A 26,056-nucleotide genomic window follows, 5' to 3' on the forward strand; every position below is an offset into this window, starting at 1 on the left:
GTTGCCGCTTGCCCGCCGAGCGTCACGCCAGGGTGGCTCTCGACGTCGACCGTTGCGCCAGCGTGACGCTCGACAGCGATCGGGCGGGAGACGCCCGCGCCTCAGGCGTGGGTGCCGCCGTCGATGCGGATCTCGGTCCCGGTGATGAACGCGCCGTCCTCCGACACCAGCATCGCGATGACGCCGGCGATCACGGACGGGTCCGCCATGCCCGCGCCGCTGGATGTTTCGGTGGTCGGCAGGATCGGCATCAGCCGGCTGAACAACGTCCAGTCGGCGTCTTTGGGGATGTAGCCGCCGGTGGCGTCGGTGATGCCGGACTTGATGCTGCCGGGCGCCACGCACACCGCGCGCAGCCCCGCGCGGGCGTATTCCAGCGCCAGCGCATGGGTGAAGGACTGGACCCCGCCCTTGCTGGCCGCATAGGCCGCCATATACGGGTGGGCGAAGGCGGCCGAGGTGGAGCTGAAGTTCACGATCGTGCTGCGCGGGTTGTCCAGCAGTTTCGGCAGCGCCTCGCGGACCACCAGGAAGGTGCCGGTGAGATTGACGGCGATGATGCTGTTCCACAGCTCGAGGGTGGTCTGATGGGTGTGGGCGGCCCGCAGGATGCCCGCCGCGTTGACCAAAGAGTCCAGACCGCCCAGCGTGTCCACGGCCGAGCGCACACCCGCGATGACCGACTGCTCGTCGGCGACGTCGATCTCGAAGGTGGTCAGCCGATCCCCGGCCGCTCCGGCAATGTCCCGGGTGCGGGCCAGCCCGTCCGCCGCGATGTCGGCGCCCACCACTACGGCACCCTCATCCAACAGGCGCACCACGGTTGCCTGACCGATCCCGGACCCGGCGCCAGTCACCAGGATTCGCTGGCCTTCCAGTCGTTTCACCGCACGAGCGTAACGCCCGTGCAGTAGTCAGTTGACGTTCGCGGAGAACGAGTCGACCCCCAGGCCCACACCGCCGCTCCACGGCTCGAAGCCGGCCTGAATGCTGGTCAGGTACCACGAGTCGTTGATCGGCTCCATCGTGCTGGTGTGGTCGACGAAGTCCATCACGTCGAAGGTCCAGACCTCGATCGGTTCGGTGGCAACGTAGGACATCACGTTGTTCTGCCCGTTGCTGCCGTCCCACACGACGAACGTCTTGCCGTTGATCGTCGCGTTGCCCACCGTGGCGCCGACGGGCTGGATGGGGCCCTGGTGGTTGAACCAGATCATGATCTCCTGGTCGTTGACGCCGGTGGTGGTGTAGGTGGAGTCCAGCCAGATGTCATAGGACGCGTTCCAGGTGCCGGTCGGGACGTAGTTGTAGTCGATGCTGGTGGTGGCCGAATTGATCTGCCCCAGCTGGATCGGCAGGTTGGTGCCTATCGACGAAGTGCCGTAGTGCACCCCCTCGTAGATCGACGGGTATCCCAGCGGGGCGCCGTTGGTGGGGGCCGACCCGTTCATCTGCGTGATGGAGAAACCGGTGGGGGTGACATTGATGGTCTGGCTCGCCGGGTTGTTCCAGGCGTTGTTCTGCACGACGTAGCCGCCGGTGACCGTCGTCGTCCCGTACTGAGTCGAGATGACCGTGCCGCCGGTCGGCGTGGTCGGCGTAGTTGGCGTGGTCGGGGTGGTCGTGACGGGGCTTCCGTTGACCAGCGAGTTGGTCGGTGGGGCGTAGGCGCCGCTGTGCGCGGCCTGGAAGCCGACATCGATCGACGTGCCCGGCGCAATCGTGGCGTTGTGGTCGACCGGGGTGAAGGTGTACTGCTGCCCCGACGAGGCCAGTTGCCCGCCCCATGCGCCGGTGATGGCCGAACCGGTGGGCATGGTGAATTGCAATTGCCAATTGTTTATCGGGGTGGCCGTGGAATTGGTGATTGTGTACTTCCCGATGAAGCCGCCGTCCCACTGCGACGCGGTTGTATAGGTCGCGGAAAGCCCACTCGGGGTAGGTGCAGTGGGGGTGGTCGGCGTCGTCGGTTCGGTCGGGACCGCGGTGGATGGAGCTTGCGTCGGGCGACCACCATTGGCGAGCAGGCTCGCAATCCCTTGCAGTTGGCGTTCCACGTGTTGCAGCGAAGCCACGATGGCCGCCTCGGTGCCGGCATACCATTGCGCCGCCGCGGTCAAGGCTTGCACAAACCGGGCGTTGATGGCCGCGGTCAGCTGGTTGCTGATCGCCTGGTACTCACGGGCCTGCACATTGAGGAAATCGGTGATGGCCGCTGAAATCTCGTCGGCGCCGGGTCCCAACAGACCCATTGTGGGCGCCGCGGCGGCCGCATTGGCCGTCTTGAGCGAGGCGCCGATGCCCGCCACATCGGCAGCCGTCAGCGTCAGTAACTCCGGTTCGACAATCGCGTATGACATGTCAATTCCTTAGATCAGGAAACAATATTGGCGCTATAACGGGCATATCTCGAACCGATAACGGAACATATATCGCAGGGACCCTAGCAGCAGAATCGTACCGTCGCATGCGGGATCGCCATTTGCTCAGAACAGCGCTGTTTGTCAATGACTTTTACAAAATGTCACCGCGGCGCATTGTTGTAACGCCTAAATGTCGCGACCGGCGAAATCGAGTCAGACCACTCCGCGCAGCGCGTCGCCGCCGAACATGGGCTCCATCATGGCGGAGTAGTCCGGGCCGCGGCGCAGGATGTGGCCGCCGTCGACGTTGATGCACTGGCCGGTGATGAAGCTCGCGGCGTCGCTGAGCAGGAACATCGCCAGGTTTGCCACGTCCTCGACTTCGCCCACCCGCGGCAGCGGCGTGCACTGCGCGTAGTCCCCGCTGATCTCCGGCGACTGGATGACGCTGGCATCGACGAGGTCGGTGCGGATCAGGCCGGGCCGGATGCTGTTGACCCGGACCCAGGACGCGCCGAGTTCGTCGGCGGCCAGCTGCATCATGTGGTCGATCGCGGACTTCGTGACGCCGTAGGGCCCGAACCAGCGGTGGGTGTTGCTGGCGGCGATCGACGAGATCCCGACGAACGACCCGCCGCCGCCACGCACCAGCTCGCGCGCGGCGTGCTTGAGCACGTACATGGTGCCGTTGACGTTGAGGTCGACGGTGCGCCGCCATGCCTCGGAATCGGTATGGGTGATCGGCCCGACGGTCAGGGAGCCGCCGGCGCTGTGCACGACGCCGTGCAGGCGCCCGTGCCACGCCGTGACGGCGTCGACCGCGCGGGCGACTTCGTCCTCGTTGGTGACGTCGGTGGGCTCGTACCGAACCGAGCCGGGCAGCTGCAGCCCCTCGATTTCCTCGACGGCTCCGGCCAGGCGGTCGGCGTTACGGCCCACGATCATGACGGAGGCGCCCGCCGCCACGAGGCCGGTAGCCACCCCCTTGCCGATGCCGCTACCCCCGCCGGTGACCAAGTACGTGCGGTCCTGGAATGAAAGCTGCACCCGGGGCCCTTCCGCCGAAACTGAAACAGGTTCTAGCTATCGAACCATGGGCGCTACGGGGTATCGCGACGGGCAACCTTGGTGGGGCGGGCGGTGCGCCAATCCTCGACGTCGGGCGGCAGTCCGACCGGCGCGCGATTCTCGTTGTACGCAGCCCAGTGCGCATGCCCGAGCTCGTGCACGTGGAACGCATGGCGCAGCGCCTCGGTGAATCCCATCGCGTCGGCCGCAGCGTTGACCGAGGCCTTGACCAACAGCGACGCCATGGTCGGGCGCTCAGCGATGCGCCGCGCGAATTCCAGCGTCTTCTCCTCGAGTTCGTCGACCGGGAAAACCTTGGACACCATGCCCAGCCGGTAGGCCTCGTCGGCGTCCAGCGAATCACCGGTCAACAACAGCTCTTTGGCCTTGCGCGCCCCGAATTCCCAAGGGTGCGCGTAGTATTCGACGCCCGGCATGCCGAGCCGGACCGCCACCACGTCACTGAACTTGGCGTTGTCGGCCGCAACGATCAGGTCGCACGCCCAGATCAGCATCAGGCCGGCCGAGATCGCGTTGCCCTGCACCTGGGCGATCGTGATCTTGCGCAGATCGCGCCAACGCCGGGTGTTCTCGAAGAAGAAGTGCCACTCCTGGTGGTAGAGCTTCTCGACGATCGGTTCGAGGGTGGACCCGTGCGAGCGGAAGGTCGGGTGTTGCTGCGGCCCGGGTGTGCGTTCCAGCAACGCCGCCTCGGAGCCCAGGTCGTGACCCGCGGAGAAGTTGCGTCCGCGCGCCGCCAGAATCACCACCCGCACCGTGTCGTCGGCCTCGGCCCGGGAGAACGCCTCGTCGAGCTGAACCAGCAAACCGCGGTTCTGCGCGTTGTGGGCGTCGGGCCGGTTCAGCCAGATCCGCGCGATACGACCCTCGTCCAAGGTTTCGTAGGCGACGAATTCCGGCGCCTCGGCTGTGTCCGCCTTGCCATCCTGCGCGTTGGCCTGATCGGAAATAGTCATTCCGCCCACCTCACTTGTCACCGGCTTGCCGTTACAGATTACGGCCACTGTGTAAGCGGGTTGTGGCCGGGCCGTGTGACCAGAGGGCCAAAGAGGTGCTCGCAGCAGGCTCAACCGCCGCTTGACATAGCATTGGCTGATGCCAACAAAAACGGATCATGGCGACATCGGTGACGTGGAACCGCTGGCCGACAGCACCGCGAGCCAGGCCAGGCGGGTCGTCGCCGCGTACGCGAACGACGCCGATGAGTGCCGCGTCTTTCTGTCCATGCTCGGTATTGGGCCGGCGAAGCACGAGAGCTGATGGCTTCCGGGGGCGGTCGCACCTCGAAGGCCAAGAGCCCGGATAAGCCGGCGGGCTACGGGGACTCCGACTTCGTCGTAGTCGCCAACCGGTTGCCCGTCGACCTCGAACGGCTGCCTGACGGCAGCACCACCTGGAAGCGCAGTCCGGGGGGCTTGGTCACGGCCCTGGAGCCGTTGTTGCGCAAACGCCGTGGCGCCTGGATCGGCTGGCCCGGTCTGGTCAGCGACGACGTGCAGCCCGATCCGGAGCCGATCGTCCAGGACGAGCTGCAGCTCCACCCCGTGTGGCTGAGCTCCGAGGACGTCGCGGAGTACTACGAAGGGTTTTCCAACGCCACGCTGTGGCCGCTGTATCACGACGTCATCGTCAAGCCGATCTACCACCGCGAATGGTGGGAGCGTTACGTCGACGTCAACCGCCGCTTCGCCGAGGCCACCGCACGGGCGGCCGCCAAGAACGGCACCGTCTGGGTGCAGGACTACCAACTGCAACTGGTGCCGCAAATGCTGCGTAACCTGCGACCCGACCTGACCATCGGGTTCTTCCTGCACATCCCGTTCCCGCCGGTGGAACTGTTCCGGCAGATGCCCTGGCGCAACCAGATCATCGAGGGTCTGCTCGGCGCCGATTTGGTCGGGTTCCATCTGGCCGGCGGCGCACAGAATTTCCTCGTCTTGGCCCGGCAACTGATCGGGGCCAATACCTCCCGCGGGTCGGTCGGGGTGCGCTCCCGGTTCGGTGAGGTGGAGTACCAGTCGCGCACCGTACGGGTCGGCGCGTTCCCGATTTCCATCGACTCCGGCGCCTTGGATCACGCAGCACGCGAACGCAACATCCGCCGCCGGGCCCGCGAGATCCGGGCAGAGCTGGGTAATCCGCGCAAGATCCTGCTCGGCGTCGACCGCCTGGACTACACCAAGGGCATCGACGTGCGCCTCAAGGCCCTGGACGAACTGCTTGCCGAGGGCCGGGCCAAACGGGACGACACGGTGTTGATCCAGCTGGCTACGCCCAGCCGGGAGCGGGTGGAGAGCTACCAGATCCTGCGCAACGACATCGAACGTCAGGTCGGCCACATCAATGGCGAGTACGCCGAGGTCGGCCATGCCGTGGTGCACTACCTGCATCGTCCGGTCCCCCGCGACGAGCTGATCGCGTTCTTCGTCGCGAGCGACGTCATGCTGGTGACGCCCCTGCGCGACGGGATGAACCTGGTGGCCAAGGAATACGTCGCGTGCCGCAGCGATCTGGGCGGCGCCTTGGTGCTGTCCGAATTCACCGGGGCTGCATCGGAATTGCGGCAGGCGTATCTGGTCAACCCGCACGACCTCGAGGGCGTCAAGGATGCGATCGAGGCGGCGCTCAATCAGTCCGAGGAGGAAGGGCGGCGCCGGATGCGCGCGATGCGGCGCCAGGTGCTCGCGCATGACGTGGACCGGTGGGCGCGATCGTTCCTGGATGCGTTGGCCGAACCGCGTTCGGCCGGTGAGGGATAACGAGCACGGCAAAGCCTTGGTGTTGGTGGCCGATGGCTGTGATACTGGGCGAGTGAACCTCCGTCGTGGGCTGGCCGCCGGCGCTGTCGTCAGCACGGCGATCGCAGCGGGTATGGCACTGGACTCGGAAAGCCCGGCCAAAGCGATCGGCCCACCGGCGGATGGCACCTACGCCTACCAGCAGGCCGGTGTCTCCGGCGCCAGCTGGACCATCTCGGCGCTGTGCGATCAGCCGTCCGGCACCCGCAACATGAACGACTACTCCGATCCGATCGTCTGGGCGATGAACTGCGCGCTGAACGTGGTGAGCACGACTCCGGCGAATAACACCCACGAGGAGCACCTGCAGAACTTCAGCTCCCGGGCCCGAATGAGCAGCATGCTGTGGACGTTCCAGGTCAGCAAATCCGAGGGCGTTACCTGTCCGGACGGCAGCTACGCGCCGACCAGCGAGACCTACGCGTTCAGCGATGAAACCCTGACCGGCACCCACACCACGCTGCACGGCGCGGTCTGCGGGCTGCAGCCGGACATGAAGAAAGAACCGTTCTCATTGGCGCTGGCCGGGGCGCCCCCCAGCCCGGTCGAGCGATACCCGTTGCGGTGCAACGAGATTGCGATCTGCTTCTGAGCTAGATCGGCGTGATGTAGGCGATCAGCCACTGGCCGTCGATGCGCTTGAAGTCGACCCGTAGCCGGCTGCCGTCGTAAAGCGGCTGGCGAGACTTGTCGGTCACAATGCGGTTCATGTACACCATCACCGAGGCCGAATCGCGTTTGGCGGCCATGACTCCCACACCCACGACGTTGGCCTGGACCACCACCTCACGCTTCTTGGCTTCGGGGATGATCTGCTCGTTGACGCCCTTTTTGAATTCCTGGCGGTAGTCGGGTGTCAGCAGTGGATAGGCGTCGGTGAGGGTGCGCTCGACGGTCTGGAAGTCGTAGCCGAAAAAGCGCGGGATCTCTTTCTCGGCCAGCTTCGGCAGCACCGCCCGCGCCGCCTGCTCGCCCTGAGTTTCCACCCGCTGCCAGTAGTACCAGCCGCCGAGCGCCGACAGCGTCACCACGAGCGTGACCGCGAAACTTCCAGCGGTGATCAACAACCACCGCAGCAAGCGCATCAGTTGCCTCCGTCGGGATACTTCAGGTCATAGCCGGTCATCCGGCCGGACTCGTCCTCGTGGACGATGACCCGCAATCGGTAGGGCATGGAGGGTTTGTTCACGCCGTCGATGTCGGCGACCGTGACGCGCACCGCAACCAGGACCGACGCGTTGTCGCTGACCGTATCGATGCCTTCCAGCGCGGCCCCGTTGATCACCGCCTCCGACGTCGCGTTGGTGGACCGGAACAGCCCCTTGAGGTTGTCGACGTTGTTATTGGCGCTGAGCATGCCGCGCAGCGGGCCGCTGGTGCCGTTGACGAACCGGTTGACCGCCTCGTCGATGGTGTCCGGCGTGTAGCTGAACATGTTGACCACCGTTTGCCTGGCGGTGTCGACGAAACGCTGCTCCCGGGCCTGCCGCGCCTGCGCGTCGCGGTGCTGCAGCACCAGCACGGTCACACCCCAGGCCAGCCCGGCGATCGTCAGCACCGCGGCCGCCAGGGAGACCCAGCCGACCAGTGCGGCGTGTGCCCGGCGTCGCGGCGGCGGGCGCAGGGTCGTCGGCGACTTGCCGGCCTTCTTGGCGGCGGCCTTGGCCTTCGCCTTGGCTTTGGCCCGGGTGTTGGACTTGCCTTTGCCCTTGCCTTTGGAGGCAGATTCGGCATCCGCTGTTGTGTCGGCTTTGGCCTCGACAGTGGCGGTCGTTTCCGGGCTGGCCGACGCCTCGGACAGGTCGGCCGCGTCGGCCACGGCTTTCGGCGGGCCCGCCGCACGCGATGCCCGACGGCGGACGCGTTGCGTCGTCGACTGCTGTTCTGCCACTACTGATCCATCGAAGCGTGTGTCGTCAAAGCGCTCTGATCACGAGGGTTTGGGGGCGAGCATCAAGTCCACCCAGTTCTCCGCGCTGGCGGTACCGGCGATACCGGACGCGAAGATACCAGTGCCGCCCGCCGGATCCTGGAACCGGCCGGTCGTGGGGTCATAGGTGGTGTAAGCCGGACCGCTGGCCTGCGGCTGCGGGCCGGGCGCCGGCCCCGTCGCCGGCGGCGGCGGCGGCGCCTCCAGATACCTGGGGTACGGAAGTTGCGGCGGCAGCGGCGGATAGTTCGGCGGCATCCAGGACGGGTTGCCCGGGGGCGGCCCGCTGTCATTGGGTGGCGGCGGGTCATAGGCCGGCTGGTGCGGCGCTGGGCCGGGACCGGGTGTCACCCCGGGCGGGGGCGGACCGACGACCGGGACGCCGGGATCCGGGTCGGCTCCCGGGGGAACGAACGGGAAGTGGTTGGGCGGCAGGATGTTCAGCCCATTGGTGACCGGCGTCCCATAGGGGATCGGCGGCCCGCGCCACGGGTTGGTGCCGATCGGCACATACCCGCGGGGATCCCGGCACAGCTGCACCGTTGGGGCTCGTTTGCCCGGGAACTCCTGGCAGGGATAGTTGCGCGCGCCGCGCACCGCGCTGGCGTCGTTCGGGGCGGTCTTGCAGTACAGGTCGCGCGGAATCTCGCGCACCGTTTCGTCGGCGGGCGTACGGATCAACGGCGAGGGTATGAAGCCCGTGTTGCACTGCGGCGGGTCGTTCAGGTCGAGCTTGAAGTCCAGCTTGGCGCCCTCGTCCTGGGGCGCACCGCCGGCCGCGGTGGTGATGGCGGCGAACAGCGCGGGGAAGACCACCAGCAGCTGTTCGATCGTCTTGTGATAGATCACGCCTACCCGACCGAGATTGGCCATGTTGGCCGCCAGTGCCGGGAACGAGGGGCGAATACCGGAGAACGTGTTGTTGGCCTCGTCGAGCGCGCCGGGAGCGGTGGCCAGTGTGTCGCGCAGCCGGGGGTCGGCCTGGCGCACTTCGGAGGTGAACCGCGCCAATCCGTCCGACAGCGAACGGATGTCGGCACCGGCACGCACCTGGGCCTGCAGGAACGGGCCCGCCTGATCGATGAGCTGCGAGACCTGCGGATAGTTGGCGTTGGCCTCGTCCACCAGCAGCCGGGCCGATTCGACCAGCCTGGCCAGCTCCGGGCCGGTGCCGTTGGTCGCGACGAACGCCTCGTGCAGTAGCTCACGCAACCGCGTGTCGCCGAGGCTGTTGACCAGAGTCTCTGCCTGCTTGAGCAGATCGGCCACGTCCTGGCCGATGCGGGTGTTGCTCCGGTCGATCTTGGAACCGTTGCGCAGCTTGCCCGGCGCCGCATCCTTGGGCGGCACCAGGTCGATGTACTGCTCGCCGATGGCCGACACGCTCTTGACGGTGGCGGTGACGTTGGCCGGAATCGGGGTCCCGCTGTTGAGCCGCATGGCCGCGGTGACACCGTTGGGGTTGAGCTCCACCGACTCGACGCGCCCTACCGCGACACCGCGGTAGGTCACGTTGGCGTTCTTGTACAGACCCCCACCGGCGACGAAATCGGCGCTCACGCCGTAGGTCCCGATACCGAACGTGGCCGGCAACCGCAGGTAGAAGATCGCCATCACGACCAGAGTGATGACGGTGATCACCCCGAAGATGGCCAGCTGGATCTTGGTGAGTCTGTCGATCATGGTCCCGCCTCTACTGCGTCGCCGTGCCGGGCGGAATCTTGAACGGGTCGGCCGCTTGTCCGGACAGGTTGGCCAACTCACCCGTCAGGAAGTCGGGCGGATTGAGCACTTCCTCCATGTGCATCATGTTTGGGTCCAGCGCATAGGACGTGGTGAAGAAGGTCTCACCGAGGCGGCGCAGCGTCAGGTCGAACGTGGTGAACACGTTGAGGTAGTCGCCGCGCACCGCCTGCTTGATGCCGAAGTTCGGGAACGGGAACGTCAGCATGATCTGCAAGGCGGTGACGAAGTTCTTGCGGCTGTCGTTGAGCGCCTTGATCACCGAATAAAGGTCTTTGAGGTCTGCGGCCAGGTCGACCTTCGTCTTCGACAGCACGTTGGAGGTGACCAACGCCAGTCTGCGCAGCGCCGAGAACGCTTCGACGATGTGGTCCCGGTTCTTGTTCAGCACCCGGAGCGCGTCCGGCAATGTGTCCAGCGCACGGCCCAGATTGTCCTTGTCGCGTGCCAGAATCGAGGAGAACCGGTCCAGGCCTTCCACCGCGGTGATGATGTCGTTGACCTGCCGGTTGAGACCGGACGCCAGCTCGGCGAGTCGAGGCATAAGGTCGCGGAACTGTCCCTGCCGGCCGGCGACCGCCCGATAGGTCTCCTCGGTGATCTCTTCCAGCGCACCGACATTGCCCTTGTTGACCACCACGCCCAGCGCCGAGAACACTTCCTCGGTGGTCGGGAAACGCCCCGTGCGGGACTCCGGGATGCGGGACCCGTCCTTCAATTTGGCCTTTGACGCCGGTTGGTCGGTCGGTTCGGCCAATTCGACATGCAGCGATCCCAGCAGCGATGTCTGCGCGACCTTGGCGGTGGCGTTCACCGGCAGATTCACGGTCTTGTCCAGAGCCAGCTTGACCGCGGCGTAGAAGGATCCGTCGGCCCGCTGCTCGGCCGCAATCCCGGACACGCTTCCGACGGTGACGTCGTCCACCATGACCGGGGAGTTCTGCGGCAGGGTGGCCACGTCGGGCAGCTCGATGGTGATCGAGAATGCGCCGCTGCCGTGGCCGGCGGTGCCCGGCATGTTCAGCGAGTTGAGTCCGCCGAAGGAACAGCCAGCCAGCAAGGTACTGCTCGCGGCTAACACGGTGCCGCGCAACCAGAGCCGCTTCATCGGCCGGCTCCTTGCTCAGCGGGCAGCGGGCCCGCGGGGCCCGGCCGCGGCCCCGGCGCGGCGGCAGGCGCCGCGGGTGCCGGGCCCGGTGCCGGCCCGTACCCCGGCGGCGAACCCGGCGCGGGGCCGGGTCCCGGAGCCGTCGGGACGAACAGGCTCTGCAGGTCGGTGGTGTTGCTGCCGGGTGCGGGTTTGCCTGATCCCTTAGCGGGGATCCAGGTCAACTCGGGAACTGGCGTCTCGGCCTTGGCCTGGGTAGCCGGGGTGTCGTAGATGATCTGACCCTTGTAGGCCGTGATGGTGTTGAGCGGGTGGAACATGATCGGCGGGAAGTTCGCGGTGAGCCGCCGCAGCACCGGTCCCAGCCGTTCCCGGCACAGCTCGGCGCGGCGGAAGTAGTCCGGCGAGGAGGGCCCGCCCTGGGTGTCGAACGAGCCGCCGCAGATGAACTGAACCGGGTTGGTGAAGTTCGGCAGCGAGAGCAGACCGTTCAGGGTGCCCTGCGCGGGGTCGTAGATGTTGTAGAAGTTGGTGATGCCGGGCCCCGCCACGTGCAGGACCTGCTCGATGTTGTCGCTCTGGTCGCTCAGGGTCTGGGTCAAGTCGGTGAGCTGATTGACCGTATCGATCAGCGTCGAGTTGTTCTCGTGCAAAAACCCCCGGACGTCCGAGAGCGCCTGGTTCAAGGTGGCCAGGGTGTTGTCCAGATTGCGCGAGCTGTCGGCAAGTACCTGCGACACCGATGCCACATGCCCTGCGAACTGCACGATCTGCTCGTTGCTCTGCGAGAGGGCATCGACGAGGATCTGCAGGTTCTTGACGGTGCCGAAGATGTCGTTGCGGGAATCCCCGAGGCGGCCGGCAACTTGCGAAAGTTCCAGCAGCGCACTGTGGAACGAGTCGCCGTTGCCATTCAGAGTGTTCGCGGCCTGGTTGATCGCCTGGCCCAGCGGGCCCTGCATTTCACCCGCGGCGGGGCTGAGCTGGACCGACAACTTCGTCAGGGCTTCCTTGACTTCATCCCACTCCACTGGCACCGCGGTGCGCGACAGATCGATGCTGGCGCCGTCGGACAGCGCGGGACCGCGGGTGTAAGCCGGGGTGAGCTGAATGAACCTGGCCGCCACCAGGTTCGGCGATATGATCACGGCCTTGGCATCCGCGGGGATCTTGACGTCCTCGGAGACGTTCATGGTGATCTTGACGTCCTGTGCCCGCGGCTCAATCGACTCGATCTCACCCACCGGCACACCGAGGATGCGCACCTCGTCCCCCGGGTACAGGCCGACCGCGGAGGTGAAGTAGGCGGTGAGCTTGCGGCCACCGCCACTCGCGGAGAACAACGTGTACGCGCCACCCAGTAGCGCCGCCACCAGCGCGATGATCGTGACGGTCCGCAATCCCTTGCGCCCGAAGCGCTGCTTGGTCGTCATGGCGACTTCGGCCTGATCGTCCAGCGCTCCTGGATCATGCCGCGCAGGTAGTCAGCGAGGCTATCCGGAAGCTTGCCCGGCTGGAACACGAAGTCGAACATCATCGCGACCGCCGGCGCCGGAATCGCGCCATACACATTGACGTTGAAGCCCGGTCCGGAGCTCACGACCTCGCCCAGCGTGGTCGCGTAGGTGGGCAGGCGCTTGAGGGCTTCGGTGATGTAGTCGCGGCGCTCGTTGAGGTTCGACAGGACCTGGTTGACCTTGGTCAACGCCGGGCCGAACTCCTTACGGTTGTCGTTGACAAACCCGGACAGCTGCGCGGACACGTCATCGATGCCACCGATCAGCGCGCTCAACGCGGCGCGTCGCTCGTCCAGCGCCGCGAACAGTTGATTGCCGTCGTTGACCAGGCTCCGGACTTGCGCGGCGCGGTCGGAGAGCACGGCAGTCACCGACTTCGCGTGCGCCAGCAGGGTTTGCAGAGCGTCGTCGCGGCTGTTCAACGTGCGGGACAGGGTCGTCAGGCCATCCAGCGTCCCGCGCAGTCCCGGCGTCGCGTCGTGCAGCGTCTCGGTGAGCACCCGCAACGCCTGCTCGAACTGGGGCTTGTTGAGGTTGTTGGCGTTCTGGCCCAGATCCTCCAGCGCGCCGGCCAGCGTGTAGGGCGTGGTGGTGCGGCTCAACGGGATCGATGTCGCATGCCCGGATCCGGCGGGACTCACCGAGATCGAGCGCTCACCCAGGATGGTGTCGGTGCGGATGGCCGCCAGGGACTGGTCGCCGACGTTGACATGCCGGTCGACGTCGAACACGATCTTGGCGCTGTCGCCAGCCAGGCTCACCTCGGTCACCTTGCCGACCTTGACGCCGGAGACCAGAACGTTGTTGCCGGGCCTGATGCCGCCCGCGTCGCTGAAATACGCCTGGTAGCTGCGGCCCTGCGGCCAGAACGGCAGCTTGGAGTAGCCGAACGCGACGAGCATGACGGATACCACCACGACCAGGCCGATGGTTCCGGTGCGCAGCGGGTCGCGATCCCGTGAGTTACTTGGCAAAGGCGCACCTCCCCTTGCTGGGATCGACTGAGCCGCCCAGGCCCAGTCGAATGTCGGAACCGGCCGGCCCATTGATCTTGATGGTGACCGAGCAGAAGTAGATGTTGAAGAACGACCCGTAGGTGCCCAGTGCCGCCAACCGCAGGTAGTCCTCGCCGAGTTGCTCGACGTCGTTGTTGATCTCGGCTTTGCGGGTGTCCAGTTCGGTGGCGAACGGCCGGGCGTTTTCCAGCACACCCTGCAGCGGCCGGCGCGAGGTTTGCAGCACCTCGGTCAGGTCGGTGACTGTCGACGACAGCGGCGGGATGGCGCCGGCGATCGGATCGCGGTTCTTGGCGAGCCCTTCGATCAGCTGCTGGAGCTGGTCGACGCTGGCCGAGAACTTGGCGCTGCGCTCGTCGATGGTGCCCAAAACCGTGTTCAGGTTGCTGATCACGTCACCGATGAGTTGGTCGCGCTTGCCCAGCGTCGACGAGAAGGAACTGGTGTCGGCCAGTACGCTGGCCAGGGCGCCACCTTGGCCCTGCAACAATTCGATGACGGCGCTGCTGATCGTGTTGATCTTGTCGGCGTCCAGGCCCTTGAGCACCGGCTTGAGACCGCCGAGCAGCGCATCCAGATCCAGGGCGGGCTGCGTGTGCTGGGCGTTGATGGTGCCGCCCTTGGGCAGCTTGCGCAGCTCCCCCGGGCCGGAAGTGATCTCCAAAAACCGGTCGCCGACCAGGTTTTCGTAGCGGATCACCGCACGTGTGGACGAGTACAGCGTGTAGCGCTCGTCGACGCCGAATTCGACGTCGACGGTGTTGTCGGGATTGAGCTTGACACCGGACACCGCCCCGACCGGCACGCCGGCAATGCGGACCTTCTGGCCTGCCTTCAGCTTTGACGCGTCGATGAAGGTGGCGTGGTAAGTGCTTTCCGATCCAAACCGGAAATCGCCGAAAACTACAACCAATGCCGCGGTCACCAACAACATCACCACGGTGAAGACGCTGACCTTGATCACCATCGACCGGTGCGATGGCATGCCACCGCCGGCCATCAGAAGTCGTCCCGTTCTGCGAAGGCGCCGTGGAACAGGAACTGCAGGGTAGACGGCGCGTCGAATTGCAGCTCGGTGTACGGCTCGTACGGGATAAGCGCATTGTCGGTGACCAGGAACGGGGCTCGGTAGAACGACCCGCCGGTCTGCTTGGTCGGGATGTCGGGCAGGCCGCGGCAGTTCGGACCGCCGGACGCGTTCACAATCGGCAGGCTTTCCGGATAGGTGTAGGACGGCGCGCCCAGGACGAAACTCGACGAGGTGAACAGGCCGGCCTTGCGGACACCGATCAACGGTGCGAACTCCTTGACGCCGCGGTCGATGCCGGCCAGCAGGCAGCCGAACTCGGGCGAGTAGTCCGCGGCCACCTTCAGCGGGGCCCGCAACCGGTTGATGGTGGCGATCAGGTTCTCTTCGGCGGGCGCCAGTGTCTCGTAACCGTTGTTGGCCAACCCGATCGTGGCCAGCAACGTGGTGTTGAGGTTGTTCTGCTGATCTACCACGGTTCTGCTGATCGTGGGCAGGTTGCCGATCACCGTGTTGAGGTCGGGCGCGGCGTCACCGTAGTAGCCCAGGGCCATCCCGGCCTGGCGGAAGTCTTCCTGCAGCGCGGGCAGCTTCGGATTGGCCTGGCGGGTAAGGGTGTTCAGTCCGGTCAACGTTGCGCCCAGGTCGTCACCGTGGCCACGAAGGCCTTCCGAAAGTGCGCTCAGCGTCCCGTTCAACTCCACCGGGTCCACCTTGTGCAGCACATTCATCAGCGACTGGAACAGCGTGTTGACTTCCAGCTGAACGTCTTTGGCCTCCACCCGGGCGCCCGGCCGTAGCGAGGTCTGCGCCGGGTCTTTGGGCGGGATGAACTCCACTGACTTCGCACCGAAGATCGTGTTACCGCCGATGTTCACCGTCGCGTTCGACGGGATGTAGCGCATTTCGCCACTGTTGATGGCCAATGTCAGGCGCGCCTGGTCTCCGCTGTAGGCGATGTCCTCCACCTTGCCGACCTGAATGCCACGGAACTTGACCTTGGCGCCCTTTTCCATCACCAACCCGGCCCGGTGCGACACAACCGTGACGGTTTCGGTCGACGTGAAGGCGGCCGTATAGGACAGGTAGGTCAAGACCGCCGACGCCACCAGCAGACCAGCCAGCACCGCGGCGGCCACCCGGCCGGCAGTGCGTCGTGATCCCGTGTCGGACATCGTCGTTATCCCGAGAGGTTGAAGTTGCCGGAGGAGCCGTAGACGGCGAGGGAGATGAACAGCGTAATGACCACCACCACGATCAGCGACGTGCGCACGGCCTGACCGACGGCGATGCCGACGCCGACCGATCCGCCGCTGGCGTTGTAGCCGTAATAGGTATGGACGAGCATGACAGCGATCGACATCGCGATCGCCTGCGCGAACGACCAGAGCAGGTCGGACGGAATCAGGAAGGTGTTGAAGTAATGGTCATACAGGCCCGCTGACTGCCCGTTGATGAACACCGTGGTGAACCGGGCGGCGAAGAACGCGGCCAGCACCGAAAGGGAGTAAAGCGGAATGATCGCCACCAAGCCTGCGATCAGTCGAGTGGACACCAGGTAGGACACCGAGTGCACCGCCATGCACTCCACTGCGTCGATTTCTTCGGAAACCCGCATCGCGCCCAGCTGCGCGGTGGCGCCGGCGCCGATGGTGGCCGCCAGCGCGATGCCCGCGATGACCGGCGCGACCACGCGGACGTTGAGGAAGGCCGAGAGGAATCCGGTGAGCGCCTCGATGCCGATGTTGCCCAGCGACGAATACCCCTGCACCGCGATGACGCCGCCGGAGGCCAGGGTGAGGAACGCCGCGACACCCACGGTGCCGCCGATCATGATCAGCGCACCCGCACCGAGCGTCATCTCGGCGATGAGCCGGATGGTCTCTTTGCGATAGCGGGTCAGGGCGTTGGGGACGTAACGCACCGTCTCGCCGTAGAACAACGCCTGCTCGCCAAAGTTGTCGACGGGTTCAGAGAACCTCGAGAAGAAGTTGCGTAGGCGAAAGGTGACGTCGTAGCTCATCGCATGCTCACCATCGCTCGTCCGTCGTCATTCGTTACCTCGCCCTACTTGGCCGAGATTCTGACGCCGATGGCGGTCATCACCACGTTGATCACGAACAGACAGATGAAGGCGTAGACAACGGTTTCGTTGACGGCGTTGCCGACTCCCTTGGGCCCGCCTTTGACGGTCAACCCGCGATAACAACCGACCAGGCCGGCCATCACCCCGAACAGCAAGGCCTTGACTTCGGCGAGGATCAATTCCCGCAACCCGGTCAGCACCGTCAGCCCGTTGATGAATGATCCGGGGTTGACGCCCTGCAGGAACACGGAAAAGGCGTAGCCACCAGATAATCCGATGAGGCACACCAAGCCGTTGAGCAACACCGCAACCAGCATGCTGGCCAGCACTCGGGGCACCACGAGCCGCTGGATCGGGTCGATGCCCAGCACCCGCATCGCGTCGATCTCCTCGCGGATGGTGCGGGCGCCGAGGTCCGCGCAGATCGCGGTGGCACCGGCGCCGGCCACCACGAGCACCGTCACCACCGGGCCCAGCTGGGTGATGGTGCCGAACGCGGTTCCGGCACCGGACAAGTCGGCCGCGCCGATCTCACGCAACAGGATATTCAGGGTGAAGGCGACCAGCACCGTGAACGGGATGGAGACCAACAGCGTCGGCACCAGGGACACCCGCGCGATCATCCAGGTCTGGTCAAGAAACTCCCGGAATTGAAAAGGCCGCCGAAAGGCGGCACGCGCGGTCTCTATTGACATCTCGAAGAATCCGCCGACGCCCCGGGCCGGTACGGCAAGCTTCTGCAACAACCCGGGTCCCCCAATCTGCTGCTCGCGGCGAATCGTTATGCCCTGAACACACCGTTGGTTGACTCGTTGCTTGGTGTGAGCCGGCTCATACTAACTAGAACAAGTTCCGGGTGTCGATGAACCCCGGAATATTTTGCAGCAAATATGCCTAGCTGGTATTTCCTCTCCATCTGTGCTGACCTGGCCGCCCGCTTGCGAGCCGGCGAGCCGGTGTCAAGCCTTTTATGGCGCTTCCCTCACCCCATCACGCTGGTGGCGGCGAAATTGTGTTCCGGATCGCGACCAGCAAAGTAATCCTGCAGCGTCGCGCTGAGCTGTCCCGGCTCCCACGCGGCGGCGTCCGCCTGGAACTGGTGCTCCACCGTTGGGGCGGCCACCAGGGTCACCCGGGGGCCGTAGACGATGAACACCTGGCCGTTGACTTCCGCGGCCGCCGGTGACGCCAGGAACTGCACCAGGGTCACCACGTGGTCCGGCGAGAGCGGGTCGATGTCGGCGTCCTCGGGGGCCGCCCCGAACACGTCAGCCGTCATAGCGGTGCGCGCCCGCGGGCAGATCGCATTGGCGCACACGCCATAGCGGCCCAGCGCCCGCGCCGCCGAGAGGGTCAGCGCGGTGATGCCCGCCTTGGCGGCACCGTAGTTGGCCTGCCCGACCGGCCCGACCAATCCGGCCTCGGAGGAGGTATTGATGATGCGGCCGAAGACGCGGCCCTCCGGGCTCTGCTTGGCCTTGCCGCGCCAGTACGTGGCGGCGTTGCGGGTGAGCAGGAAGTGACCACGCAGGTGCACGGCGATCACCTGGTCCCAGTCCTCGTCGCTCATGTTGAAGAGCATCCGGTCGCGGGTGATGCCGGCGTTGTTGACCACGATGTCCAGGCCGCCCAGGCCGTCGGCGGTGTCGACCAGTTCGTCGGCGGTGGAACGCTGACTGATATCACCTGCGACGGCAATCGCTTTGGAGCCTGCCGCGCTGATCTCGTCGATGACGTCGGAGGAGTCCAGGCCCGAGGCAATGTCGTTGACGACGACGGTTGCGCCCAGCCGGGCGAGGCCGATCGCCTCGGCCCGGCCCAGGCCCGCGCCCGCACCGGTCACCACCGCGACCTTTCCGGACAGATCGGTCGCGTTCGTGCTGCTACTCAATTTATGAATACCTCTAGTCTCGGTTCAGGCGGGGTTAGTCGCTGCGCAACAGCGCGGCGCGTGGGCATTCTGCGATCGATTGCTCCGCCAGATCTTCCTGGTCGGGGGGGATCGGATCGGTCTTCACGACCGCGTAGTCCTCGTCATCGAGATCGAAGATATCCGGTGCAATTCCCAAGCACACGGCGTTACCTTCGCAACGGTCACGGTCCACTTTCACTCGCACGGCATCCTCCTTGAACCTGGGCTGGGAGTTCGGAAACACGCCTTGTCCAACTCGATCAGTATCTAGCAACACACTAGGACTCCGGTACGTCTGAAGATAGGGTCGCTGGATTCCAAGACTAGAACGTGTTACAACCGGGGAGACGAATGGGTGGCCGCTGCGTGCGGGGCGGCCCTTGGTTACCAGCACGATCGCTTGATCGGAGGCGGCAGCAATGCGCATCAGTTACACCCCTGAACAGGAGGAGCTGCGGCGCGAGCTGCGTTCGTACTTCGGCAAGCTGATGACTCCCGAGCGTCGCGAGGCGCTGAGCTCGGTCCAGGGTGAATACGGCACCGGAAATGTCTACCGGGAGACCGTCGCGCAGATGGGCAAGGACGGGTGGCTCACCCTGAACTGGCCCAAGGAGTACGGCGGCCAGGACCGGAGTCCGATGGACTCGCTGATCTTCACCGACGAGGCCGCTCTGGCCGGCGCCCCGGTGCCGTTCCTGACCATCAATAGTGTGGCGCCGACGATCATGGCGTTCGGCACCGAAGAGCAGAAGAAGTTCTTCCTGCCCAAGATCGCTGCCGGAGACCTGCACTTCTCCATCGGCTATTCCGAGCCGGGCGCCGGCACCGACCTGGCCAATCTGCGCACGACCGCCGTCCGCGACGGCGACGAGTACGTGATCAACGGGCAGAAGATGTGGACCAGTCTGATCGCCTACGCCGACTACGTCTGGCTGGCGGTGCGCACCAACCCCGAGGCCAAGAAACACCGTGGCATCTCGATGCTGATCGTGCCGACCACGGCCGAGGGCTTCTCCTGGACGCCGGTGCACACCATGGCCGGACCGGACACCAGTGCCACCTACTACACCGACGTTCGGGTACCGGTGACGAACCTGGTCGGCGAGGAGAACGCCGGCTGGAAGCTGGTGACCAATCAGCTCAACCATGAGCGGGTCGCCCTGGTCTCCTCGGCACCGATCTTCTTGGCCCTGCGCGAGGTGCGCGAATGGGCGCAGAACACCAAGGACTTCGGCGGTGCTCGCGTCATCGACTCGGAGTGGGTGCAGATCAACCTGGCCCGCGTGCACGCCAAGGCCGAAGTGCTCAAGCTGATCAACTGGGAACTGGCGTCTTCGGATGCCGCGTCGTTGAATCCGGCGGACGCCTCGGCCGCCAAGGTGTACGGGACCGAGCTGGCCACCGAGGCCTACCGGCTGCTGATGGAGGTGCTGGGCACCGGCGCCACCCTGCGCCAGGACTCCCCCGGCGCACTGTTGCGCGGCCGGGTGGAACGGATGCATCGGGCGTGCCTGATCCTGACCTTCGGTGGGGGCACCAATGAAGTCCAGCGCGACATCGTCGGCATGGTCGCGCTGGGCCTGCCGCGAGCCAGCCGCTGATCTCCCTGTAAAGGACGGACATTCATGGATTTCTCGACAACCGAAGCGGCCCAGGACCTCGGGGGCTTGGTCGACACCATCGTCGACTCCGTTTGCACGCCGGAGCACCAGCGCGAGTTGGACAAGCTCGAGCAACGCTTCGACCGGGACTTGTGGCGCAAGCTCATCGACAGCGACATCCTGACCAGTGCGTCCGCCACCCAGGTGGGCGGCGACGGCTTCGGCGTCCTGGAGCAGGTCGCGATCCTGGTGGCGCTCGGCCACCAGCTGGCGGCGGTGCCATACCTGGAGTCGGTGGTGCTGGGCGCAGGGGCGCTGGCCCGGTTCGGCTCCGAGGATGTGCAGCAAAGTTGGGGCGCGCCGACGGTGCAGGGTGCGAAGATCCTGACCGCCGCGCTGGACGGCGAGATGGGCGAAGGTCCGGTGCAGGCCGCCGCGGACTCCGGCGGGCACCGGTTGACCGGCAGCCGCACTCAGGTTCCCTTCGCCCCGGTAGCGGACGCCTTCCTGGTGCCAGCCGAAACCGATTCCGGCACCGCCGTTTTCCTGGTTGCCGCGGATGACCCGGGGGTGACGGTGACGCCGCTGCACACCACCGGCCTGGGCAGCGTCGGGCATTTGGCGCTGGACGGCGTGGTGGTGGACTCCGCTCGTCAGGTCGGCGGCGCCGATGTGCTCGTCTGGCTGCGGACGATTTCCACCCTGGGCCGCAGCGCCTATCAGCTGGGTGTGCTGGAGCGTGGCCTGCACATGACCGCCGAATACGCCCGCACCCGTGAGCAATTCGACCGCCCGATCGGCAGCTTCCAGGCGGTCGGTCAGCGGATGGCCGACGGCTACATCGATGTCAAGGGGCTGCGGCTGACGCTGACGCAGGCCGCCTGGAAGGTCGCCGAGGACATTCCCGCCGAGATCGATGTTGCCTCAGCGGCATTTTGGGCCGCTGATGCCGGGCATCGGGTGGCGCACACCATCGTGCACGTGCACGGCGGCGTCGGGGTGGACACCGATCATCCGGTGCACCGCTACTTCCTTGCCGCCAAGGAGACCGAGTTCGCGCTGGGTGGTGCCACCGGGCAGTTGCGGCAGATCGGTCGTGAGCTCGCCGAGACGCCCGCCTGAGCGGCACTGTCTTGGGGCGATTGGTGACGTGAGTTCATGAGCCCTGACCCGACGGTCACCGACCTACTGGTGCCACTGGCAGAAATCGACGATCGCGGCGTCTATTTCGAGGACTCGTTCACCAGCTGGCGTGATCATTTGCGGCACGGTGCGGCGATTGCCGCGGCGTTGCGGGCCCGACTCGACCCGGCGCGGCCACCGCACGTCGGGGTGCTGCTGCAGAACACCCCGTTCTTCTCGGCGATGCTGTTGGCCGCAGGGATGTCGGGCGTCATCCCGGTCGGGCTGAACCCCGTGCGGCGTGGCGCGGCGCTGGAACGCGACATCAAGCACTCCGACTGCCAACTGGTGCTGGCCGACTCCGAATCGGCGGCGACGCTCGACGGTATCGATTACATCGATGTCGACTCCGTCGCGTGGGCGGAAGAGGTTGCCGCTCATGCAGATTGTGCGCTCACATTTCAATCCGCCTCGGCTGCGGACCTTTTCATGCTGATCTTCACCTCGGGAACCAGTGGTGAGCCGAAAGCGGTGAAGTGCAGCCACGGCAAGGTGGCGATTGCCGGTGTGACGATGTCGCAGCGCTTCGGGCTGGGTGTTGACGACGTCTGCTACGTGTCAATGCCGTTGTTCCACTCCAATGCGGTGCTGGTGGGCTGGGCGGTGGCGGCCGCGTGCGGGGGCTCGTTGGCATTACGGCGCAAGTTCTCCGCGTCCGGTTTCTTGCCGGATGTGCGGCGGTACGGCGCCACCTACGCCAACTACGTCGGCAAGCCGCTGTCGTATGTGCTCGCCACACCCGAGCAACCCGACGACGCGGACAACCCGCTGCGCGCGGTATACGGCAACGAAGGCGTGCCCGCCGACATCGAACGGTTCGGACGCAGGTTCGGTTGCGTGGTGCAGGACGGGTTCGGCTCCACCGAAGGTGGCGTGGCGATCGCCCGCACCCCCGACACCCCGGCGGGATCGCTCGGCCCCCTGCCGGAAGGAATCCAGATCGTCGACCCCGACACCGGTACGCCGTGTCCGGCCGGGGTGGTCGGTGAATTGGTGAATACCACCGGTCCGGGACGCTTTGAGGGGTATTACAACGACGAGGCGGCCGAGGCCGAGCGGATGGCCGGCGGCATTTACCACAGCGGCGACCTCGCCTACCGGGACGATGCGGGTTACGTCTACTTCGCCGGCCGGCTCGGCGACTGGATGCGGGTTGACGGTGAAAATCTGGGCACCGCCCCGATCGAGCGGGTACTGATGCGCTATCCCGACGTGCTGGAGGTTGCGGTGTATCCGGTGCCGGATCCGGTGGTCGGCGACCAGGTGATGGCAGCGCTGGTGATGGGGCCAGGCGCCGACTTCGACGAGTCGAAGTTCCGGGTCTTCTTGGCCGAGCAGCCCGACCTGGGACCCAAGCAGTGGCCCTCCTACGTTCGGGTCAGCGCGGGACTGCCCGGGACGGTGACGTTCAAGGTACTCAAGCGTCAGCTCTCGGCCGAGGGGGTCGACTGCGCGGACCCGGTGTTCCGGATCCGCCGGTGAGCATCGAAGTTACTGCGAGCTTCAAGGAACTTGCCGCGACGATTCCTGCGCGGGTCGGGGTCGCGTTGGCAAACGGCACCTCAGTGCGTTCGTTCGGCGGCTGGCCCACCGGGGTGGCGTGGTCGACGATCAAAGTGCCCCTGGCCATCGCGGCTCTGCGCGATTTTCCATCGGCCGCGGAACCGTTGGTGACCAGGGCGATAACCGAATCCGACAACCCTGCCTCCGAACGGCTGTGGTCACTTCTTGGGGAACCCGCGCAGGCCGCACGGCGGGTTCAGGCGGTGCTTGCCGAGTGCGGGGATTCGGGCACCGTGGTCGAGTCCCGGCGGCTGCGGCCGCCGTACACCGCGTTCGGACAGACTCAGTGGTCCCTGGAGCGGCAGGCGAGGTTCGCTGCAGGGCTGGATGATGCTTTCATGCTCGATTTGATGCGCAGCCTGGTGCCTCGGCAGCGTTGGGGGTTGGCCGCCGAAGGTGTTGCGGCCAAAGGCGGTTGGGGGCCGGGCGTCGAGAACGGCTATCTGGTGCGCCAATTCGGCGTCATTGCGCCGGGACAGATCGGCGCGGCATTGGCGGCCGATGCGGCGACGTTCGAAGACGGTGTGGCTGCGCTCAGCCGGCTGACGGAATGGCTGTTGGGCCGGCTGGGTGACTTAACCGAGCAGTGACGGCACCACCGCGTCGATCAGATGCGGACCGGGCTCGGCTGCGGCGTCGCGTAACGCGTCGGCGAGCTCCTCGGCGGTGGTGACCCGGCGGGCGGGGACCCCCATGCCTTCAGCGATCTTGACGAAATCCATGGAGGGCCGGGAGATATCGAGCAGATCCAGCGCCTTGGGACCGGGTGCGGATCCGGCGCCGACCCGTTGCAGCTCGAGCCGCAGAATGTCGTAGGCGCCGTTGTTGTAGATCACGGTGGTGACGTCAAGATCCTCCCGGGCCTGGGTCCACAAGCCCGAGATCGTGTACATGGCCGACCCGTCGGATTCCAGGCAGAGCACCGGGCGGTCCGGCGCGGCGACCGCGGCGCCGACCGCCGTCGGGATCCCGTAGCCGATCGCTCCCCCGGTGAGGGTCAACCAGTCGTGCGCCGGTGCGCCGGCGGTCGCCTGTGCCAGCAACACTCCCGACGTGTTGGACTCGTCGACCACGATGGCCCGCTCCGGCAGCAGCGCGCCGATCACGTCGGCGGCCGAGGCGGACGTCAGCTGGCCGGACGGCAGTTGCGGTCGAGACGCGGGCGCCAGGGTGGCCGTCGTTCCGGGCGCCAGCTCCTCGGCCAGCGCGGCCAAAGCCACTCCGGCGCCGGTGGCTTCGGCCAGCACATGTACTTCGCAACCGGCCGGCACCAGGTCGCTGGGCATGCCCGGGTAGGCGAAAAACGACACCGGCGATTTCGCGCCGGCCAACACCAGATGTTTGGCACCGTCCAGTTGAGCCGCGGCAGCTTCGGCGAAGTAGCCGAGCCGCTCGATGGCGGGCACTCCGGCGCCGCGCTCGAGCCGGGTGGGGAATGTTTCGCACAACAAGCGGGCACCGGTCGCCTCAGCGATGCGTGCGGCGGCCGCCAGCCCTGCCCCGCGGGTGGCGTCGCCCCCGATCAGGATGGTGGTCGGTTCGCCCGAACGCAGCACCTTGGCTACGGAACCGTCGTCGGTAACTCCCCCCGACCAGGTCGACGAGGCAGGCTTGACGGGTTCGGCGCCGTCGGACCACGAGGCGTCCGCAGGCAGGATCAGCGTGGCAACCTGCGCACCGGACCGGCTGGCCGCGATCGCCTCGGCCGTGTCGGTCGCGACGTCGGCGGCTGTGGTGCTGCGCCGGACCCAGCCCGAGACCGTCCCGGCGAGGGCGTCGATGTCGGATTCCAGTGGGGCATCGTACTTTTTGTGATACGTGGCGTGGTCGCCGACCACGACGACCATGGGCACCCGGGCGCGACGGGCATTGTGCAGGTTCGCCAGCCCGTTGCCCAGGCCAGGTCCCAGATGCAGCAGCACGGCCGCCGGGCGGTCCGCGATGCGCGCGTAGCCGTCTGCAGCGCCGGTGGCCACACCCTCGAAAAGGGTTAGTACGCCGCGCATTTTCTCGACGGTGTCCAGCGCGGCGACAAAGTGCATCTCCGAGGTGCCCGGGTTGGCGAAGCACACGTCGACGCCGCCGTCGACCAAGGTGTTGATCAGGGCTTGGGCACCGTTCACGTGACTACCTTTCGTCGCAGCTGGAAAACCCGCTCGGCATTGTCGTGCAGGAAGTCTCGACGAGCCTCGTCGGTGAGCGCGAGTTCGTCAAGAGCCGCCAGGGCGTGGCTGTGGCTGATCATCGGATAGTTGGTGCCGAACAGCACTTTACGTTGTCCGGTACCGGTTTTCATGAACTTGACCAGCTCGTCCGGCAGCCGTCCGGCTGTGTAGGCCGACGTATCGATGTAGACATTCGGATGCTTGCGGGCTACCGCAACCATCTCTTCGGTCCACGGGTAGCCGACGTGCCCGCACACGATGACCAACTCCGGGAAGTCGAGGGCCACCTGGTCGATGTAGGGAATCGGGCGTCCGGTTTCCGACGGCATCAGCGGCCCGGTGTGGCCGACCTGCGTGCAGAACGGCACTCCGGACTCCACACATTGCGCGAACAACGGATAGTAGCGGCGGTCGGTGGGCGGCGCGTTCCACAGCCAGGGCACCACCCGCAGGCCGACGAACCCGTCGTCGATGCGGCGCCTGAGCTCACGGATGGCGTCCATCGGGCGGTCCAGGTCGACGGCGGCCAGACCGGCGAACCTGTTCGGGTGCAAGCGGATCCAGCTTTGCACTTCGTCGTTCGAGACGAGGTCTTGACCATGCGGTCCCCGCCAGGCACTGAGGAGTCCGAACTCGACGTTGGCGGCGTCCATGGCTTGAATCGTCGCCTCGATCGGGATGTCGGTATCCGGAATGGACCCACCGGTCCAGCGTCGCAGCGAGGCCAACATGTCACTGCGCAGGAACCGCTGTGTCGGATGCTGCATCCACACATCGATCGCCATCAAGCAATGAGGTTAGCGCGTCGACGATGCCCGCCACGGAGGTGGCGGGAGGAGGAGGCGCGCCATCGGCCCAGCGCGTCGACGATGCCCGCCGCGGAGGTGGCGGGAGGAGGAGGCGCGCCATCGGCCCAGCGCGTCGACGATGCCCGCCGCGGAGGTGGCGGGAGGAGG

The 26,056-nt window shown here is 66.1% G+C and carries 25 protein-coding genes and 1 pseudogene; 7 read left to right on the top strand and 19 right to left on the bottom strand.

Annotated elements, in window-relative coordinates:
- Positions 1 to 101 precede the first annotated feature (101 nt).
- From A9X01_RS12895 to A9X01_RS12910, 5 genes and pseudogenes are all read right to left on the bottom strand, one after another.
- A complete protein-coding gene (locus A9X01_RS12895; protein WP_065121154.1) occupies positions 102 to 887 on the bottom strand; it encodes an SDR family NAD(P)-dependent oxidoreductase in 786 nt (261 codons plus the stop codon).
- Between the two features lie 27 nt (positions 888 to 914).
- The gene (locus A9X01_RS31360) at positions 915 to 1,526 is read right to left on the bottom strand and encodes a GH12 family glycosyl hydrolase domain-containing protein (RefSeq protein WP_253849121.1); all 612 of its coding nucleotides are present in this window, start codon (positions 1,524 to 1,526) and stop codon (positions 915 to 917) included.
- 117 nt (positions 1,527 to 1,643) lie between these two features.
- A pseudogene (locus A9X01_RS31365) lies at positions 1,644 to 2,360 on the bottom strand (cellulose binding domain-containing protein); the annotation flags it as partial.
- 216 nt (positions 2,361 to 2,576) lie between these two features.
- Positions 2,577 to 3,410 (bottom strand): SDR family oxidoreductase, encoded by an 834-nt coding sequence (locus A9X01_RS12905; protein ID WP_036365640.1) that lies wholly within the window; start codon positions 3,408 to 3,410, stop codon positions 2,577 to 2,579.
- Between the two features lie 53 nt (positions 3,411 to 3,463).
- Positions 3,464 to 4,408 (bottom strand): enoyl-CoA hydratase, encoded by a 945-nt coding sequence (locus A9X01_RS12910; RefSeq protein ID WP_036366065.1) that lies wholly within the window; start codon positions 4,406 to 4,408, stop codon positions 3,464 to 3,466.
- Between the two features lie 139 nt (positions 4,409 to 4,547).
- On the opposite strand from A9X01_RS12910, the gene A9X01_RS29870 reads away from it, so the two are divergent.
- The 3 genes from A9X01_RS29870 to A9X01_RS12920 are packed head-to-tail and all read left to right on the top strand — an operon-like array spanning position 4,548 to position 6,842.
- Complete coding sequence (locus A9X01_RS29870; RefSeq protein WP_099051228.1) at positions 4,548 to 4,712, top strand: hypothetical protein; 165 nt, start codon at positions 4,548 to 4,550, stop codon at positions 4,710 to 4,712.
- On the top strand, positions 4,712 to 6,211 hold the full coding sequence (locus tag A9X01_RS12915; protein WP_065121156.1) for an alpha,alpha-trehalose-phosphate synthase (UDP-forming): 1,500 nt from the start codon (positions 4,712 to 4,714) through the stop codon (positions 6,209 to 6,211). Before A9X01_RS29870 ends, A9X01_RS12915 begins: the two co-directional genes overlap by 1 nt.
- A 52-nt stretch (positions 6,212 to 6,263) precedes the next feature.
- A complete protein-coding gene (locus A9X01_RS12920; protein WP_065121157.1) occupies positions 6,264 to 6,842 on the top strand; it encodes a hypothetical protein in 579 nt (192 codons plus the stop codon).
- Between the two features lies 1 nt (position 6,843).
- Here A9X01_RS12920 and A9X01_RS12925 read toward each other — a convergent pair whose 3' ends face one another.
- The 12 genes from A9X01_RS12925 to A9X01_RS12980 form a co-directional block, all read right to left on the bottom strand.
- Positions 6,844 to 7,335: a mammalian cell entry protein gene (locus A9X01_RS12925; RefSeq protein WP_065121158.1), complete on the bottom strand. Its 492-nt coding sequence runs from the start codon at positions 7,333 to 7,335 to the stop codon at positions 6,844 to 6,846.
- The gene (locus A9X01_RS12930) at positions 7,335 to 8,141 is read right to left on the bottom strand and encodes an Rv1363c family protein (protein WP_065121159.1); all 807 of its coding nucleotides are present in this window, start codon (positions 8,139 to 8,141) and stop codon (positions 7,335 to 7,337) included. Before A9X01_RS12930 ends, A9X01_RS12925 begins: the two co-directional genes overlap by 1 nt.
- Before the next feature lie 39 nt (positions 8,142 to 8,180).
- Complete coding sequence (locus tag A9X01_RS12935; RefSeq protein WP_065121160.1) at positions 8,181 to 9,863, bottom strand: virulence factor Mce family protein; 1,683 nt, start codon at positions 9,861 to 9,863, stop codon at positions 8,181 to 8,183.
- 10 nt (positions 9,864 to 9,873) lie between these two features.
- On the bottom strand, positions 9,874 to 11,031 hold the full coding sequence (locus A9X01_RS12940) for an MCE family protein (RefSeq protein ID WP_065121161.1): 1,158 nt from the start codon (positions 11,029 to 11,031) through the stop codon (positions 9,874 to 9,876).
- The gene (locus tag A9X01_RS12945) at positions 11,028 to 12,464 is read right to left on the bottom strand and encodes a virulence factor Mce family protein (protein ID WP_065121162.1); all 1,437 of its coding nucleotides are present in this window, start codon (positions 12,462 to 12,464) and stop codon (positions 11,028 to 11,030) included. Before A9X01_RS12945 ends, A9X01_RS12940 begins: the two co-directional genes overlap by 4 nt.
- Positions 12,461 to 13,522, bottom strand: a complete 1,062-nt coding sequence (locus A9X01_RS12950) for an MCE family protein (RefSeq protein ID WP_036365657.1) — start codon at positions 13,520 to 13,522, stop codon at positions 12,461 to 12,463. The genes A9X01_RS12945 and A9X01_RS12950 overlap by 4 nt, the downstream gene beginning before the upstream one ends.
- The gene (locus tag A9X01_RS12955) at positions 13,512 to 14,564 is read right to left on the bottom strand and encodes an MCE family protein (protein ID WP_065121163.1); all 1,053 of its coding nucleotides are present in this window, start codon (positions 14,562 to 14,564) and stop codon (positions 13,512 to 13,514) included. Before A9X01_RS12955 ends, A9X01_RS12950 begins: the two co-directional genes overlap by 11 nt.
- A complete protein-coding gene (locus tag A9X01_RS12960) occupies positions 14,564 to 15,766 on the bottom strand; it encodes a virulence factor Mce family protein (RefSeq protein WP_065121164.1) in 1,203 nt (400 codons plus the stop codon). Before A9X01_RS12960 ends, A9X01_RS12955 begins: the two co-directional genes overlap by 1 nt.
- Before the next feature lie 5 nt (positions 15,767 to 15,771).
- The gene (locus A9X01_RS12965) at positions 15,772 to 16,614 is read right to left on the bottom strand and encodes an MlaE family ABC transporter permease (protein WP_036365664.1); all 843 of its coding nucleotides are present in this window, start codon (positions 16,612 to 16,614) and stop codon (positions 15,772 to 15,774) included.
- A gap of 44 nt (positions 16,615 to 16,658) precedes the next feature.
- A complete protein-coding gene (locus tag A9X01_RS12970; RefSeq protein WP_036365668.1) occupies positions 16,659 to 17,423 on the bottom strand; it encodes an MlaE family ABC transporter permease in 765 nt (254 codons plus the stop codon).
- 236 nt (positions 17,424 to 17,659) lie between these two features.
- Complete coding sequence (locus tag A9X01_RS12975; RefSeq protein ID WP_065121165.1) at positions 17,660 to 18,568, bottom strand: 3-oxoacyl-ACP reductase; 909 nt, start codon at positions 18,566 to 18,568, stop codon at positions 17,660 to 17,662.
- A 34-nt stretch (positions 18,569 to 18,602) separates the two neighbouring features.
- The gene (locus tag A9X01_RS12980) at positions 18,603 to 18,794 is read right to left on the bottom strand and encodes a ferredoxin (protein WP_065038486.1); all 192 of its coding nucleotides are present in this window, start codon (positions 18,792 to 18,794) and stop codon (positions 18,603 to 18,605) included.
- A gap of 214 nt (positions 18,795 to 19,008) precedes the next feature.
- On the opposite strand from A9X01_RS12980, the gene A9X01_RS12985 reads away from it, so the two are divergent.
- Genes A9X01_RS12985 through A9X01_RS13000 form a run of 4 tightly spaced genes read left to right on the top strand, consistent with a single transcriptional unit; the run spans position 19,009 to position 23,525 of the window.
- Positions 19,009 to 20,190: an acyl-CoA dehydrogenase gene (locus tag A9X01_RS12985; protein ID WP_065121166.1), complete on the top strand. Its 1,182-nt coding sequence runs from the start codon at positions 19,009 to 19,011 to the stop codon at positions 20,188 to 20,190.
- A gap of 24 nt (positions 20,191 to 20,214) precedes the next feature.
- The gene (locus A9X01_RS12990; RefSeq protein WP_065121167.1) at positions 20,215 to 21,312 is read left to right on the top strand and encodes an acyl-CoA dehydrogenase family protein; all 1,098 of its coding nucleotides are present in this window, start codon (positions 20,215 to 20,217) and stop codon (positions 21,310 to 21,312) included.
- 36 nt (positions 21,313 to 21,348) lie between these two features.
- Entirely contained in the window at positions 21,349 to 22,854 is a 1,506-nt protein-coding gene (gene fadD17 / locus A9X01_RS12995) for a long-chain-fatty-acid--CoA ligase FadD17 (RefSeq protein ID WP_065121168.1), read from the top strand.
- A complete protein-coding gene (locus A9X01_RS13000) occupies positions 22,851 to 23,525 on the top strand; it encodes a class A beta-lactamase-related serine hydrolase (RefSeq protein ID WP_253849119.1) in 675 nt (224 codons plus the stop codon). The genes fadD17 and A9X01_RS13000 overlap by 4 nt, the downstream gene beginning before the upstream one ends.
- On the opposite strand, the gene A9X01_RS13005 is transcribed toward A9X01_RS13000, so the two are convergent.
- Both A9X01_RS13005 and A9X01_RS13010 read right to left on the bottom strand, forming a co-directional pair.
- Positions 23,511 to 25,058, bottom strand: coding sequence for an acetolactate synthase large subunit (locus A9X01_RS13005; RefSeq protein ID WP_065121169.1), 1,548 nt, complete (start codon positions 25,056 to 25,058; stop codon positions 23,511 to 23,513). The genes A9X01_RS13000 and A9X01_RS13005 overlap by 15 nt on opposite strands.
- Positions 25,055 to 25,885, bottom strand: coding sequence for an amidohydrolase family protein (locus A9X01_RS13010; protein WP_065121170.1), 831 nt, complete (start codon positions 25,883 to 25,885; stop codon positions 25,055 to 25,057). The genes A9X01_RS13005 and A9X01_RS13010 overlap by 4 nt, the downstream gene beginning before the upstream one ends.
- Positions 25,886 to 26,056: the final 171 nt, after the last annotated feature.

The organism is Mycobacterium asiaticum (genome assembly GCF_001668675.1).
Lineage (GTDB): Bacteria > Actinomycetota > Actinomycetes > Mycobacteriales > Mycobacteriaceae > Mycobacterium > Mycobacterium asiaticum_D.